At 64.6% G+C, this 13,530-nt stretch carries 15 protein-coding genes and 1 riboswitch; of the genes, 10 read left to right on the top strand and 5 right to left on the bottom strand.

All coding sequences use genetic code 11. The features are described from left to right. Positions 1–116 precede the first annotated feature (116 nt). Positions 117–368 (bottom strand): accessory factor UbiK family protein, encoded by a 252-nt coding sequence (locus tag CV770_RS30375; RefSeq protein ID WP_028151569.1) that lies wholly within the window; start codon positions 366–368, stop codon positions 117–119. Between the two features lie 162 nt (positions 369–530). Here CV770_RS30375 and CV770_RS30370 point away from each other — a divergent pair, with 162 nt between their 5' ends. The 8 genes from CV770_RS30370 to CV770_RS30330 all read left to right on the top strand — a co-directional run bounded on the left by CV770_RS30370 (position 531) and on the right by CV770_RS30330 (position 8,215). After that, the gene (locus CV770_RS30370; RefSeq protein WP_104464983.1) at positions 531–1,268 is read left to right on the top strand and encodes a dienelactone hydrolase family protein; all 738 of its coding nucleotides are present in this window, start codon (positions 531–533) and stop codon (positions 1,266–1,268) included. An 8-nt stretch (positions 1,269–1,276) separates the two neighbouring features. Further along, entirely contained in the window at positions 1,277–2,122 is an 846-nt protein-coding gene (gene lgt / locus CV770_RS30365; RefSeq protein ID WP_091958512.1) for a prolipoprotein diacylglyceryl transferase, read from the top strand. A gap of 21 nt (positions 2,123–2,143) precedes the next feature. Next, positions 2,144–3,262: a class I SAM-dependent methyltransferase gene (locus tag CV770_RS30360; protein ID WP_104464982.1), complete on the top strand. Its 1,119-nt coding sequence runs from the start codon at positions 2,144–2,146 to the stop codon at positions 3,260–3,262. Further along, positions 3,259–4,026: a peptidoglycan editing factor PgeF gene (gene pgeF, locus CV770_RS30355; protein ID WP_104464981.1), complete on the top strand. Its 768-nt coding sequence runs from the start codon at positions 3,259–3,261 to the stop codon at positions 4,024–4,026. Before CV770_RS30360 ends, pgeF begins: the two co-directional genes overlap by 4 nt. A gap of 115 nt (positions 4,027–4,141) precedes the next feature. After that, a complete protein-coding gene (locus CV770_RS30350) occupies positions 4,142–4,756 on the top strand; it encodes a hypothetical protein (RefSeq protein ID WP_104464980.1) in 615 nt (204 codons plus the stop codon). A gap of 191 nt (positions 4,757–4,947) precedes the next feature. Further along, complete coding sequence (locus CV770_RS30345) at positions 4,948–5,901, top strand: ribose-phosphate pyrophosphokinase (RefSeq protein WP_026202002.1); 954 nt, start codon at positions 4,948–4,950, stop codon at positions 5,899–5,901. A 254-nt stretch (positions 5,902–6,155) separates the two neighbouring features. Continuing rightward, positions 6,156–7,184 (top strand): putative zinc-binding metallopeptidase, encoded by a 1,029-nt coding sequence (locus CV770_RS30335; protein ID WP_104464978.1) that lies wholly within the window; start codon positions 6,156–6,158, stop codon positions 7,182–7,184. Further along, positions 7,181–8,215 (top strand): D-alanine--D-alanine ligase family protein, encoded by a 1,035-nt coding sequence (locus tag CV770_RS30330; protein ID WP_165637434.1) that lies wholly within the window; start codon positions 7,181–7,183, stop codon positions 8,213–8,215. The genes CV770_RS30335 and CV770_RS30330 overlap by 4 nt, the downstream gene beginning before the upstream one ends. Positions 8,216–8,336: 121 nt before the next feature. Here CV770_RS30330 and CV770_RS30325 read toward each other — a convergent pair whose 3' ends face one another. Next, on the bottom strand, positions 8,337–8,903 hold the full coding sequence (locus CV770_RS30325) for a 6,7-dimethyl-8-ribityllumazine synthase (RefSeq protein ID WP_091958546.1): 567 nt from the start codon (positions 8,901–8,903) through the stop codon (positions 8,337–8,339). 75 nt (positions 8,904–8,978) lie between these two features. Beyond that, a riboswitch (FMN riboswitch) is annotated at positions 8,979–9,153 on the bottom strand. A gap of 436 nt (positions 9,154–9,589) precedes the next feature. Between CV770_RS30325 and CV770_RS30320 the strand changes: the two genes are divergently transcribed. Continuing rightward, positions 9,590–10,090, top strand: a complete 501-nt coding sequence (locus CV770_RS30320; protein WP_091958550.1) for a type III secretion system chaperone family protein — start codon at positions 9,590–9,592, stop codon at positions 10,088–10,090. 190 nt (positions 10,091–10,280) lie between these two features. Continuing rightward, the gene (gene proC, locus CV770_RS30315) at positions 10,281–11,108 is read left to right on the top strand and encodes a pyrroline-5-carboxylate reductase (protein ID WP_201760108.1); all 828 of its coding nucleotides are present in this window, start codon (positions 10,281–10,283) and stop codon (positions 11,106–11,108) included. Positions 11,109–11,234: 126 nt separating this feature from the next. Here proC and CV770_RS30310 read toward each other — a convergent pair whose 3' ends face one another. From CV770_RS30310 to hisS, 3 genes are all read right to left on the bottom strand, one after another. Beyond that, positions 11,235–11,639 (bottom strand): thioesterase family protein, encoded by a 405-nt coding sequence (locus CV770_RS30310; protein ID WP_091958559.1) that lies wholly within the window; start codon positions 11,637–11,639, stop codon positions 11,235–11,237. A 112-nt stretch (positions 11,640–11,751) separates the two neighbouring features. Then, positions 11,752–11,955 (bottom strand): tautomerase family protein, encoded by a 204-nt coding sequence (locus CV770_RS30305; protein ID WP_008144861.1) that lies wholly within the window; start codon positions 11,953–11,955, stop codon positions 11,752–11,754. A gap of 118 nt (positions 11,956–12,073) precedes the next feature. After that, positions 12,074–13,522, bottom strand: a complete 1,449-nt coding sequence (hisS, locus tag CV770_RS30300) for a histidine--tRNA ligase (protein WP_502693622.1) — start codon at positions 13,520–13,522, stop codon at positions 12,074–12,076. Positions 13,523–13,530: the final 8 nt, after the last annotated feature.

Below are 13,530 nucleotides of genomic sequence, written 5' to 3'. Positions count from 1 at the left end.
GACGGTCTCTCCGCGTCGAAAGTGCCCGTGGGGAGAGATCACCCCACCCCGTCTCACACTTCGCTGCGCTCAATGTGAGCCGACCCTCCCCCTCCAGGGGAGGGTAAGAAGGGCGCCTACCCGCCGAGCTTGGCCTCCAGCGCCACGATGCGCGCCTTCAGGGCCTCGTTCTCCTCGCGGGCCAGGCGGGCCATGTCCTTGACCGCCTCGAACTCCTCGCGCTTGACGAGGTCCATGTCGCGCAGGAATTTTTCGGCCTGGGTGCGCATCACCGTGTCGAACTCGCGCTTGACGCCCTGCGCGGCACCGGCGGCATCGTTCATCAGGCGGCCGATCTCGTCGAAAAACCGGTTGTTGGTCTGGGTCATTTCGGTCTCCTGGCGGCCTCAACTTTGCGCGAACTCTCGAAAAGACAATGGCAATCCGAGCGGAACGGTTCAAGGCCCGATCGGAGGTATCCTTGTCATGCCCCGGTTTCCTTGCAATCGTATTCATCGTCCCTGCATAAGAAGAATCACAAGGCGCATGAGATGATCGACCAGCAGATCGCGATCCCCACCAGGGACGGCCACACCGCAACCTTCATCAGCCATCCCGAACGTGGCGGGCCGTTTCCGGTCATCCTGTTCTACATGGACGCGCCGGCGATCCGCGAAGAGCTGCGCGACATGGCGCGCCGGCTCGCGACCTCAGGCTATTACGTGATGCTGCCGAACCTCTATTATCGCTCCGGCGTGATGGAGCTCGGCGCGCTTCCGGCCGACCCGAACGCGCCGGAGCGCAAGCGCATGTTCCAGCTGATGGGCTCGCTCACCATCCCCATGATCATGGACGACACCAGCGCACTGCTCGCCTATGCCGAGGGCCAGGCGGCCGCGAACACCAAGCTGGTCGGCACCGTCGGCTATTGCATGAGCGGCCGCTACGCCATCAACGCCGCCACGCATTTCCATGACAGCGTCAAGGCAGCCGCCTCGATCTACGGCGTGCAGCTGGCAACGGATCAGGACGACAGCCCGCATCTGGCCGCGGCTAAGACCAAGGCCGAGCTCTATTTCGGCTGCGCCGAGACCGATGTCTATGCGCCGCCGGAGATTATCGAGAAGGTCAAAGAGGGCATGAAAGCTGCGAAAGCCGAGGTCGAGATCTATCCCGGCACGCATCACGGCTTCGCCTTCCCCAAGCGCCCGGTCTATGACCGCGACGCCGCCGAGCGGCATTGGGAGCGCCTGCTGGCGCTCTATCGCCGCAATCTCGTCCAGATATAGAAGGCGAGATGCAACTTCTTCTCATCGACTTCCCCGCCTTCAAGCCGATCGCGCTGGAGATCGGGCCGTTCGCGATCCGCTGGTACGCGCTGGCCTATATCTGCGGCATCGTGTTCGGCTGGCTCTATGCGCGCTCGCTGCTGAAGAAAGAGCGCCTGTGGGGCGGCCCCGCGCCGATGTCGCTGCTGCAGATCGACGACTTCATCCTGTGGGTCACGCTCGGCATCATTCTCGGCGGCCGCACCGGCTACGTGCTGTTCTACAATCTGCCTTTCTTCATCGATCATCCTGCCGCGATCTTCCGATTGTGGGAGGGCGGCATGTCCTTCCATGGCGGCTTCCTCGGCTGCGTCGTCGCGGTGATGTGGTTCGCCTTTCGCAATGGCATCTCGATCCTGTCGCTCGGCGACATCACCACCGCGGTCGCGCCGGTCGGGCTGCTGCTCGGGCGCATCGCCAACTTCATCAACGGCGAATTGTGGGGCCGCGCCACCGATGCGAGCCTGCCCTGGGCGATGATCTTCCCCAACGATCCGACGCAGCTGCCGCGTCATCCGAGCCAGCTCTACGAGGCCGGCATGGAAGGCATCCTGCTGTTCACAGTGCTCGCGATCATGATCCGGTTCGGCGCGCTGAAGCGGCCGGGCATGATCCTCGGCGCCTTCATCCTGATCTACGGCCTGACCCGGATTGCCGGCGAGCACTTCCGCGAACCGGACGCGCAGCTCGGCTTCCTCTGGGGCGGATTAACCATGGGCATGCTGCTGTCGATCCCGATGCTTATCGTGGGCGGCATACTTATTGTATTGGCAGTCAGGCGCGGGGCGCCGAAGCCCATCGAGGCCATTCGTTAATTCATTTCGAGAAGACAGATCGTGACCGAACAGCCGCTACTCAACGAGATCAAGGCGCTGATCAAATCCTCAGGTCCCATGCCGGTCTGGCGGTACATGGAACTGTGCCTGATGCATCCGCGCCATGGCTATTACGTCTCGCGCGATCCGCTCGGGCGTGAGGGCGACTTCACCACCGCGCCCGAAGTCAGCCAGATGTTCGGCGAGCTGCTGGGACTATGGACCGCCTCGGTGTGGAAGCAGATGGGCTCGCCGCAATTCCTGCGGCTGATCGAGCTCGGCCCCGGCCGCGGCACCATGATGGCGGACGCGCTGCGCGCCCTTCGCGTGCTGCCACCGCTGTACCAGGCGCTTCATGTCCACATGGTCGAGGTCAATCCCGTCTTGCGCGAGCGGCAGAATGCAACGCTGTCGGGCGTGCGCAACATCGCCTGGCACGACAGCTTCGACGACGTGCCTGAGGGACCGAGCATCATCCTCGCCAACGAATATTTCGACGTGCTGCCGGTCCACCAGATGGTCCGCCACGAGAACGGCTGGCACGAGCGCGTGATCGAGATCGATCCCAACGGCAAGCTTCAATTCGGCGCAGCGCCCGAGCCGACGCCGCGCTTCGACGTGCTGCTGCCGCCTCTCGTGCGCGCCGCACCCGTCGGCGCCGTGTTCGAATGGCGGCCTGACGGCGAGATCATGAAGCTCGCCACGCGCGTGCGCGACCAGGACGGCGCAGCACTGATCATCGATTACGGCCATTTGCGCAGCGATGCCGGCGACACCTTCCAGGCGATTGCGCGCCACACCTTCGCCGATCCCTTGAAGGCGCCGGGCCAGGCCGACGTCACTGCTCATGTCGACTTCCAGGCGCTGGCGCGCGCGGCCGAAGATGTCGGCGCGCGCGTGCACGGGCCGGTGACGCAAGGCGACTTCCTCAAGCGGATCGGCATCGACACAAGGGCCGCCGCCTTGATGCAGAAGGCAACGCCGGAGGTCGCCACCGACATTTCGATCGCCCTCAAGCGGCTGACGGATACCGGGCGCAGCGGCATGGGCTCGATGTTCAAGGTGCTCGGCATCTCCGAGCCGCGGCTGACAGGCATTGCTGGCCTCAGCGATCTCGAACAGGCCGGAGAAGCCTCATGACGCTCGCTTCGTCGCTGCTGTCGGCCGTGCCCGGCCTGCGCCACTCGTTCTTCACCCGCGAAGGCGGCGTCTCCAGTGGCATCTACTCCGCGCTGAACGGCGGCCTCGGCTCAAACGACGATCAGGCCCTTGTCGCGGAGAACCGCCGCCGCATGGCCGAGCATGTCGGCGTCGCGCCGGAACGCTTCCTCAGCCTGCACCAGATCCATTCGCCCGACGTGCTCGTCGCCGAGACGCCGTGGCCGAACGGACCGCGGCCGAAGGGCGATGCGCTGGTGACGAACACGCCCGGCATTGCACTCGGCGTCTCCACCGCCGATTGCGGGCCGGTGCTGTTCGTCGATCCCAACGCGCGCGTGATCGGTGGCGCCCATGCGGGGTGGAAGGGCGCGCTGACCGGCGTGCTGGAAGCGACGATTCTAGCGATGGAAAAACTCGGCGCGACGCGCAGCGGCATCATCGCCGCGATCGGCCCGCTGATCCGCCAGGACAGCTACGAGGTCGGCAACGAGTTCGTGGCGCGCTTCATCGAGGCGGATGCGGACAACGCGATGTACTTCATCCCGTCGGTGCGCGAGGGCCACGCGATGTTCGACCTCGCCGGCTTCATCCGCAAGCGGCTGGACGCCGCCGGCATCCTGTTGATCGACGATCTCGGTCTCGACACCTATGCCGACGAGCGCTTCTTCAGCTATCGCCGCTCGGTGCATCGCAAGGAGCCGGATTACGGCCGCCACGTTCACGCAATCGCGCTCGAAGCGTGAACACAGCGGCAACACGCCGTGTCATTCCGGGGCGATGCCCTGATGCGATGACAGTGGCCTATGTCGCCTCCGCCCTAGACCTTAACCGATTTTAACGATATCGCTGCCCTCCATAATGAGGGACGCGTCATTCATCCTGGGCCGTGCGGGTTCGCGCGTGCTGGCGGTCATGCTGCTCGCGGCAACGACCGCGCTTGGCGGCTGCGCCGGCGGCGGTGGGGCCGCCAATTCCTATGCGATGGCGCCGAGCGCCGGCTCCGGGGCGACGGTCGCCTTCGAATCGATCGACGGCCCGCCGCCGCAGGTGTTCGACCGCATGGTCGGCGTGATCGATAGCGAATCCAAGCTGCGCAGCCTGTCCGTCGTCTCCCGCGAAGGGTCCGCCGTCTACCGCGTGCGCAGCTATCTCTCCGCCCAGGTGGTGCGCGGCAAGACGGTGATCGCCTGGGTCTGGGACGTCTACGACGCCAACCAGCAGCGGGCGCTGCGCCTCTCCGGCGAGGAACCGACCTCGGCCAAAGGCGGCCGCGATCCGTGGGGAGCAGCCGACGACCTCGTGCTGCGGAAGATCGCCCAGGCCGGATTCAGCGGACTTTCCAACATGATCAACGGAACGCCGGATGCACCCGGCGCAGCTCCGGCGTTGCGGGGACCGGCGGTGGCGACCGTGATCCCGGGGGCCCCGGCAGCCGAGATGCCGGCCTCGGCACTCGGCTATGCCGAGCGATAACCCCCGCTAAACCACGGCCTCAAGTTGCGGCCAAGCCGTTGGCCCGACTCAGGATTTCGAAGGGAAAACGTAGCATCCCGGGTTGCCATTGCAGCCTCCGGCCTGATATTTCCTCGCCCGTCGTAACCGTGCTTCCAGTGGGATCTGAGATGTTGAACGTCGTATCCAGCAAAGCGCGGGAGGAAGCGTCTATGTCGGCCAAAAACGGCTCCATCAAGCTCGTCGCCGGCAACTCCAATCCGGCCCTCGCGCAGGCGATCGCGCAGGGCCTGGACCTGCCGCTGACCAAGGCGGTGGTGCGGCGCTTCGCCGACATGGAGATCTTCGTCGAGATCCAGGAGAACGTCCGCGGCTCGGATGCCTTCATCATCCAGTCGACCTCGTTCCCGGCGAACGACCATCTGATGGAATTGCTGATCATCACCGACGCGCTGCGCCGCTCCTCGGCGCGCCGCATCACGGCGGTGCTGCCCTATTTCGGCTACGCCCGGCAGGACCGTAAATCGGGCTCGCGCACGCCGATCTCGGCCAAGCTGGTCGCCAACCTGATCACGCAGGCCGGCGTCGACCGCGTCATGACGCTCGATCTGCACGCCGGCCAGATCCAGGGCTTCTTCGACATCCCGACCGACAACCTCTACGCCGCGCCACTGATGGTGCGGGACATCAAGGAGAGGTTCGACCTCTCCAAGACCATGGTGATCTCGCCCGACGTCGGCGGCGTGGCCCGCGCGCGCGGCCTCGCCAAGCGCATCAACACCCCGCTCGCGATCGTCGACAAGCGCCGCGAACGGGCGGGCGAATCCGAGGTCATGAACGTGATCGGCGACGTCGCCGGCTACACTTGCATCCTGATCGACGACATCGTGGACTCCGGCGGCACGCTGGTGAACGCGGCCGACGCGCTGATCGCCAAGGGTGCCAAGGACGTCTACGCCTACATCACCCACGGCGTGCTCTCCGGCGGCGCGGCCGCCCGCATCGCAGGCTCGAGGCTGAAGGAGCTCGTGATCACCGACTCGATCCTGCCGACGGACGCGGTGACCAAGGCGCCGAACATCCGCACGCTGCCGATCGCCAGCCTGATCTCCGACGCGATCGCGCGCACGGCGGCGGAAGAATCGGTGTCGAGCCTGTTCGACTGAACTTTCTCTCACCTCACCCCGCTTGCAGGCAGAGGTCGATCGCGAGGCATCGGGGTGAGGGAGACACTCCGCGGGTCTCGCTCTCACCGTCCCCGTGGAGGCTCCCCCTCTCCCCGCAAACGGGGCGAGGGAGCGCGCGGTCCTTCCGTCCCTCACGATGGGCCGCAGCACGCCTCGCAGCCCCACGGGTTGTTGCCGGCCGCCGCCCATGACATCATCAAGACAGCGAGTCATTTCTGCTTTCTGGGTGCCTGATGCCACGCCCGAAATTTGCTTGGGAAAAGCTGTCCGATGACGAGTTGCTCAAGCAGCGCCTCTCCAGCCTGAGGGTTACGGTCGAAGGCACCTGGCTCGAGGATTGTGTCGCCATGCTCCACGAGGAGATGGAAGAGCGCGGCATCCGGCTGCGGCCGCACACATGGATCTCGAGCGAGTGGTTCAGCCCGGGCGGTGTGCCCGGCATCGCCATTCCCTTCTATCTCGCTCATCCCCGCCTGATGAAGCTTGAGAAGAAGATGATGTTCGACGTCGAGGGCGGAACCTGGCGGGAGTGCATGGCCATCCTCCGTCACGAGGCGGGCCACGCCATGCAGCACGGCTACCAGCTGCAGCGCCGCCGGCGCTGGCAGCAATTGTTCGGCCCGTCGTCGAAACACTACCCGCGCTACTACCGGCCCAATCCGGCCAGCAGGCGTTACGTTCAGCATCTTCGGCTCTGGTACGCTCAGAGCCACCCGGATGAAGATTTCGCGGAAACCTTTGCAGTGTGGCTGCGACCGCGCTCGAACTGGCGCATGCGATATGCCGGCTGGCCAGCACTGAAGAAGCTCGAATATGTCGACGAGCTGATGGGCGAGATCGCCGGAAAGCGGCCGCCGATCACCACGCGCGAGCGTGTCGACCCGCTGGGCCGGCTCGGCCAGACACTCGAAGAGCACTACAAGAAGAAGCAGGCGTTCTACGCCTTCACACCCCCGAAGACGTACGACCGGGATCTATCCCGGCTGTTTTCAGCCGATCCGCGGCATCACCGTTCAACGCCGGCCTCGACCCTGATCAGGCGGCACCGCGCCCAGATCAGGCAATTGGTCGCACGATGGACGGGCGAGAACCAGCTCACGCTCGATGCCGTGCTCGACGACATGATCTCCCGCTGCCGCGAGCTCGATCTGCGTGCCGTCGGCCGCGAACAGAAACTCGTTCTCGATTTCACCGTTCTCGTGACCGCCAAGACGATGCACGCGCTGTTTGGCCCGTCTCGGCGCAAATGGATCGCGCTATGAGACGCCAACGCATTCTCGTGCTGATGCATCCGGACTTCCTGCCTCCGGACTCCTCCGAGGGATACACACCGCAGGAAATCAACAACTGGAAAACGGAATACGACGTCGTGAGCACCTTACGCGCCGCCGGCCATGAGGTTCGCGTGCTCGGTGCGCAAGAGGAAATCAAGCCGGTTCGCGAAGCGATCGAGCAGTTCAAGCCGCATGTGGTTTTCACGCTGCTGGAGGAATTCCACAACAACGTCGCCTACGACCAGCACATCGCCAGCTATCTCGAACTGATGAAGGTCCCCTACACCGGCTGCAACCCGCGCGGCCTGATCCTGGCGCGCGGCAAGGACCTGTCCAAGACGCTGGTACATCACCGACGCATCGCAGTCCCTGCCTTCGCCGTTTTCCCGATGCGACGCAAGGTCAAGCGGCCGAAGCATCTTGCGCTGCCGCTGATCGTGAAGAGCCTGAACATGGATGGATCCGCCGGCATTTCTCAGGCCTCCATCGTCGATACCGACGAAAAGCTCGCGGAGCGCGTCGCCTTCATCCACGATCGGAGCGAAACCGCAGCCATCGCCGAGCAGTTCATCGAGGGGCGCGAGCTCTATGTCGGTGTGCTCGGCAACAACCGCGTGCGGGTGCTGCCGGTCTGGGAATTGAAATTCGGCAGCATGGGCGGGCGCAGGTCTCGCCACATCGCCACTGAAAAAGCCAAGCATGACACCGATTATCAGGAGCGCCTCGGCATCGTCGACGGACCGGCGAAGGACCTCGCGCCCGAAGTCACTGCGCGCATTCAGCGTGCCGCGAAGCGCATCTACCGGGCGCTCGGCCTCGATGGCTACGCGCGCATCGATTTTCGTCTCGCCGCCGACGGCACACCGTATTTCATCGAAGCAAACCCAAATCCCGAAATCGCGAAGAGCCAGGAGTTCGCCACGGCGGCCCAACATGACGGGCTCAAATATCCGGATCTCCTGCGCCGCATACTGACGCTTGGGATCAGTCGGGCCAAGGCGGGTGTATCGTTGGGGTGAGCGGGTTCGGCTTGCACCGTTATCGTAGGGTGGGCAAAGGCGCAAAGCGCCGTGCCCACCCTTTTTTGTTTCGCGAGAAGAGGTGGGCACGCTTCGCTTTGCCCACCCTACGGCAGTCTGCCTACCCCACGATCCCCGCGGCGACCTGGCCGCGCAGGCGTTCGAGGCCGAGCAGCGTCTCCGCGCAGGCCGCCGCCACCTCCACGCCCTTGATCGCAAAGTGCTTGCGGAAGAAGTCGTAGTGCACCTCGGTCTCGTGGAATTGCTGCGGCGTCAGCACCGCCGAGAACACCGGCACCTCGGTGCGGAGCTGCACGTCCATCAGCGCCTTGATCACGGTGTCGGCGACGAACTCGTGGCGGTAGATGCCGCCATCGACGACGAGACCGGCCGCGACGATGGCGGTGTAGCGCCGCGTCTTGGCCAGGATCTGCGCGTGCAGCGGGATCTCGAACGAGCCGGGCACCTCGAACACGTCGACATGGGTGAGATGACGCGCCTCGGCCTCCTTGATGAAGGCGATGCGGGCCTCCTCGACCACGTCGCGGTGCCAGCAGGCCTGCACGAAGGCCACCCGCTGCGGTTTGGCAAAGTGCGGATGGTCGGGCGCCGGCGGCGGATCCACTGGAACCGGCGGTTGGGTGACTTCGGAAGTTTCGGTCTTGGGGTCTTGCAGCATCTGATTCATGGCTTTCCTTCTTAAGGACCAGAATCAGGGCACACGGAACGACAAACAGCCGCATCTTGCGATGCGTCTGCCTCCGACCGTTCTCTTTCATCCGGACTTTAACCGTCGGCTTCGGAGTTGCACCGAATCTGCTGACCCCTCCCCCTCGGCAAAATCCTTTTCAGGAAGATCCTGGGGGAAGGCGCTCGCGGGCTTAGGCCTTTCGGCCCTTACCGCCGGTGGGGACTTTCACCCCGCCCTGAGAACATCGGCCGTCCGGGATGAACGGCCTGACCGGAAATATGACGCCAGCCGGCGGCCGCAGCAAGCGTGTTCCGTATGGGCGGATCGCATGGTCCCATGTCATTCCCGCGGGAGCGGCCCTCGCGGGACGGAATTAACGAATGGCGCCCTCCCCCGCGAATCCGATTCCGGTTTGTTCTCATCCATCCGGATCGAGGACTTCCCTCCGTTAAGAATTGTGGCGGAGATGAGCTGTGGACGAACGAGTCCTGGCTTGTGGACGGACTCGGGACCCCGTTGCGCAGATTCCGCAAATCACATCACTTGATCCGCGACAGGCCCGCGCCGATCCGAGGGGATCGCAAGAGCGACCCCGAGGGGAATCGCGATAGCGACATTGAGGGAGCGTACCGGGCCGACCGCGTGCGTATCAAAGACAACAAAAGGCAAGAGGTCGAGACGGCATGTCCCTGCTCGAAGGCACTATCGATTCCAAAAGCCATCCGCTCGCGGTGGTCGAGGATATCGCTGCCAGCAACAACTGGCCGTTTGAACGCTCCGGCGAAGACGAACTCACCATTGTCTCCAAGGGACAATGGACCGACTACCAGATCTCGTTCACCTGGATGGGCGAGATCGAGGCGCTGCATCTGGCCTGCGCGTTCGACATGAAGATTCCGGTTGCGCGCCGCGGCGAGGTCCAGCGGCTCGTCGCCGCGGTCAACGAGCAGCTGTGGGTCGGGCACTTCGATCTCTGGACCAACACCGGCATGATCATGCACCGCCAGGCCCTGGTGCTGCCGGGCGGGCTCACCGCCTCGACCGCGCAATGCGAAGCCATGCTCGCCGGCGCCATCCACGCCTGCGAACGCTATTTCCCGGCGTTCCAGTTCGTGGTGTGGGCAGGCAAGACCACGACGGAAGCCATGGACGCGGCGATGTTCGATACGGTGGGAGAGGCGTAAGGTCTGCTCTCAAGCGCATGAGGAGACCACTGCTCTCTCCTCATCGTCGTCCCTGCGAACGCAGGGACCCATACCGCGTGATTTCGCCGTAGCGCGCAATGCTTGTTGCTCTGCTCTCGATCCACTAGAACCGCCTGTGGTTATGGGTCCCCGCTTTCGCGGGGACGACAGCGAACGCGTGGCAACGGCGATGGCAGACAACAACCCCCTCAAAAACATCACCGGCACCATCCTCCTCGCCGGCGCCGGCAAGATGGGCGGCGCGATGCTGACCGGATGGCTGTCGGGCGGGCTTGACCCGCGCCGCGTCGCCGTGATCGATCCGCACATCTCGCCCGAGATCACCGCGCTTGCCGCCAAGGGCGTTGCGCTCAATCCTGACGTGACGACGGCCGGCCAGGTCGAGACGCTGGTCGTCGCGGTGAAACCGCAGATGTTCCGCGAGGCGGGCGTCAAATTGAAGTCGTTCGTCTCGGACAAGACGTCGGTGGTCTCGATCATGGCGGGAACCACGATCGCATCGCTCCAGGAGGTCTGCGGCGGCGCCGTGGTGCGCGCGATGCCGAACACGCCGGCCGCGATCGGCCGCGGCATCACCGTTGCGGTCGCAGCCAAGAACGTCAGCGCCGGGCAGCGCGCGGTGGCCGATGCGCTGCTGCGCGCCACCGGCTCGGTCGAATGGGTCGATGACGAGAGCCTGATGGACGCGGTCACGGCCGTCTCCGGCTCAGGCCCAGCCTATGTGTTTCTGCTCGCCGAAGAGCTCGCCCGCGCTGGCGTCGAAGCCGGACTGCCTGAGGCGCTGGCAATTAAGCTCGCACGCGAGACCGTCGCCGGCTCCGGCGAACTGCTGCACCAGTCGGAGCTGCCATCGAGCACGCTACGCCAGAACGTCACCTCGCCCGGCGGCACCACGGCCGCCGCGCTCGGTGTGCTGATGGGCGAGCCGGGTCTGCGCGACCTGATGATCCGCGCGATCGCGGCGGCGACGAAGCGGTCGAAGGAATTGGCGAAGTAAGCAGGTGCCGTAGGGTGGGCAAAGCGACTTGTCCGCCGCAGCTCGAAGAGCGAAGGCGGAAGCGTGCCCACGATCTGTATCCATCACGGAGGATGGTGGGCACGGCGCCTTGCGCCTTTGCCCACCCTACGGCGTCGTGCCCGCGGCTAGCCGCCTGTTGAACATCTCGACATTGACGAGCCCGCGCGCGTGGCGGCCTTCGCCGAGCTTGCGGGTGCCCTCGAACGCCTCGACCTCGAAGCGGATGACGCGGCGCTCGACTGCGACGACCTTCGCGGTGGTCCGCACCGTCGCGCCGACGAGCGCGGCTGCGAGATGGCGGATGTCGACCTCGGTGCCGACGGTGACCCAGCCGGGCTGAAGCGCGGAGCGGATCGCATCGCCTGCGGTCATCTCCATTTCCAGGATCATCATCGGCGTCGCGTAGACAAACGGCATGCCCGGCACGAAATGCCCGACCGTGCGCTCCGCCGGGACCACCAGCATGCGCTCGGCATTCATGCCGACCTTGATGAAATCGCGTGCGTCCATGGGTCTTGCTCGTCATTCCGGGGCGGCGCCTAGCGCCGAACCCGAAATCCAGAAGTTTGCGGCACGAGATTCCGGGTTCGCGCTTCGCGCGCCCCGGAATGACGCTAACGCGTCACTTCTTCGCCGCCGCCGCGCGCTCCACGAACGTCTTGCCGCCCTTCATCTTGTGACGGAGCGGGGCTTCGTTGATCTGGATGACGACGGCATCGGCATCGACGCCGAGATTCTTCACCAACGCCTGGGTGATGTCGCGCATCATGCCGGCCTTCTGCTCGTCGGTGCGGCCTTCGGCCATGCTGACAGTGATCTCAGGCATCGTCTTCTCCCTGTTGCTGTCGTCATGGCCGGGCTTGTCCCGGCCATCCACGTGCTTATCCATCAAACAAGACGTGGATGCCCGGGACAAGCCCGGGCATGACGGCTTGGCGGAATAGCTATCCCCACTTTACGTCATGGCGGGCCAGGACCTCGCGCACTTTTGCGACGAGATCGGCTTCGCTGCACGAGAACTGCGCCGGGCGACTCTCGCGCCATTCCTGGTTGGAGGCGATCGCAGCAGCCGCCTTGGCGCCTTCGATCAGATCCTTGATCTGCAGCTCGCCGCGCGCCTTTTCATCCGAGCCCTGGATGATCACGCACGGTGAGTTGCGGCGGTCGGCATATTTGAGCTGATTGCCCATGTTCTTGGGATTGCCGAGATAGAGCTCAGCGCGGATGCCGGCAGTGCGCAAGCTTGCTACCATCTTCTGATAGTCGCCGACGCGGTCGCGGTCGAACACGGTGACGACGACGGGCCCGAATTCCGGCCGCGTGTCGAGCTTGCCGAGCAGCGTCAGCGCGGCCTGCAAACGCGAGACGCCGATCGAAAAACCGGTCGCCGGCACCGGCTCGCCGCGGAAGCGTGAGACCAGGCCATCGTAACGCCCGCCTCCGCCGACCGAGCCGAAGCGCACCGGGCGGCCCTTCTCGTCCTTGGTCTCGAGCAGCAGTTCGACCTCGTAGACGGGGCCGGTGTAATATTCCAGGCCGCGCACGACGGAGGGATCGATCTTGATGCGGTCCGCGCCATAACCCGCAGCGGTGACAAGTCGTGCAATCTCGCCCAGCTCATCGAGTCCGGCCCCGAGAAGACCTTTGCCTTCCATTTGAGAGAAGCGCTGCGGCAACTCGCCAATTAACTGATTGTGCCATGCGCCGTCTGGAAGTTGCTCGAACTTGAACTTGAACTGCAAGCTCTGACGAACTGCCTCAATCTGATCGGAGTCTAGCCCAGCGCCCTTGGTAAAGTCGCCGCTCGGATCTTTTCTTCCGGAGCCCAGCAGCTTTTCCACCTCTGCCCATTCAAATTTGTCGGCCTTATCAATCGCCCTGAGCACAGTGAGGCGTCGACCAAAATGCTCGTCTCCGCCGAGCCCAATGACTTCCATCACGCCGTCGAGCACCTTGCGGTTGTTGACCTTCACGACATAGGAGCCGCGCGCAATGCCCAGCGCCTCCATCGTGTCCGCAGCCATCATGCAGATCTCGGCATCCGCCGCGGGCGTCGCCGAGCCGACCGTGTCGGCGTCGAACTGCATGAACTGGCGGAAGCGGCCGGGGCCGGGCTTTTCGTTGCGGAAGACATAGCCGACCCTGTAGCTGCGGTAGGGCAAGACCAGAGCGTCGGTGCCGTAGCGCTCGCCGACATAGCGGGCGAGCGGCGCGGTCAAATCGTAGCGCAGGCTGATCCACTGCTCGTCGTCGTCCTGGAACGAGAACACGCCCTCGTTGGGGCGGTCCTGGTCGGGCAGGAACTTGCCGAGCGCATCAGTGTATTCCATCGCCGGCGTCTCCACCGGCTCGAAGCCGTAGAGCTCGTAGACGGCGCGGATCTTCTCGACCATCTCGCGCG

Source organism: Bradyrhizobium sp. AC87j1, from assembly GCF_002936975.1.
In the GTDB taxonomy this organism is placed as follows: Bacteria; Pseudomonadota; Alphaproteobacteria; order Rhizobiales; family Xanthobacteraceae; genus Bradyrhizobium; species Bradyrhizobium shewense.
The sequence above is the reverse complement of the archived record's forward strand: the minus strand, read 5'-3'. Positions and strand labels throughout refer to the sequence as shown.

What these genes read in the sequence shown, in the direction of transcription:
- CV770_RS30375 (WP_028151569.1), bottom strand. Translation starts at nt 368, where the DNA reads ATGACCCAGACCAACAACCGGTTTTTCGACGAGATCGGCCGCCTGATG.
- CV770_RS30370 (WP_104464983.1), top strand. Translation starts at nt 531, where the DNA reads ATGATCGACCAGCAGATCGCGATCCCCACCAGGGACGGCCACACCGCA.
- lgt (WP_091958512.1), top strand. Translation starts at nt 1,277, where the DNA reads ATGCAACTTCTTCTCATCGACTTCCCCGCCTTCAAGCCGATCGCGCTG.
- pgeF (WP_104464981.1), top strand. Translation starts at nt 3,259, where the DNA reads ATGACGCTCGCTTCGTCGCTGCTGTCGGCCGTGCCCGGCCTGCGCCAC.
- CV770_RS30350 (WP_104464980.1), top strand. Translation starts at nt 4,142, where the DNA reads ATGAGGGACGCGTCATTCATCCTGGGCCGTGCGGGTTCGCGCGTGCTG.
- CV770_RS30345 (WP_026202002.1), top strand. Translation starts at nt 4,948, where the DNA reads ATGTCGGCCAAAAACGGCTCCATCAAGCTCGTCGCCGGCAACTCCAAT.
- CV770_RS30335 (WP_104464978.1), top strand. Translation starts at nt 6,156, where the DNA reads ATGCCACGCCCGAAATTTGCTTGGGAAAAGCTGTCCGATGACGAGTTG.
- CV770_RS30330 (WP_165637434.1), top strand. Translation starts at nt 7,181, where the DNA reads ATGAGACGCCAACGCATTCTCGTGCTGATGCATCCGGACTTCCTGCCT.
- CV770_RS30325 (WP_091958546.1), bottom strand. Translation starts at nt 8,903, where the DNA reads ATGAATCAGATGCTGCAAGACCCCAAGACCGAAACTTCCGAAGTCACC.
- CV770_RS30320 (WP_091958550.1), top strand. Translation starts at nt 9,590, where the DNA reads ATGTCCCTGCTCGAAGGCACTATCGATTCCAAAAGCCATCCGCTCGCG.
- proC (WP_201760108.1), top strand. Translation starts at nt 10,281, where the DNA reads ATGGCAGACAACAACCCCCTCAAAAACATCACCGGCACCATCCTCCTC.
- CV770_RS30310 (WP_091958559.1), bottom strand. Translation starts at nt 11,639, where the DNA reads ATGGACGCACGCGATTTCATCAAGGTCGGCATGAATGCCGAGCGCATG.
- CV770_RS30305 (WP_008144861.1), bottom strand. Translation starts at nt 11,955, where the DNA reads ATGCCTGAGATCACTGTCAGCATGGCCGAAGGCCGCACCGACGAGCAG.
- hisS (WP_502693622.1), bottom strand. Translation starts at nt 13,522, where the DNA reads ATGGTCGAGAAGATCCGCGCCGTCTACGAGCTCTACGGCTTCGAGCCG.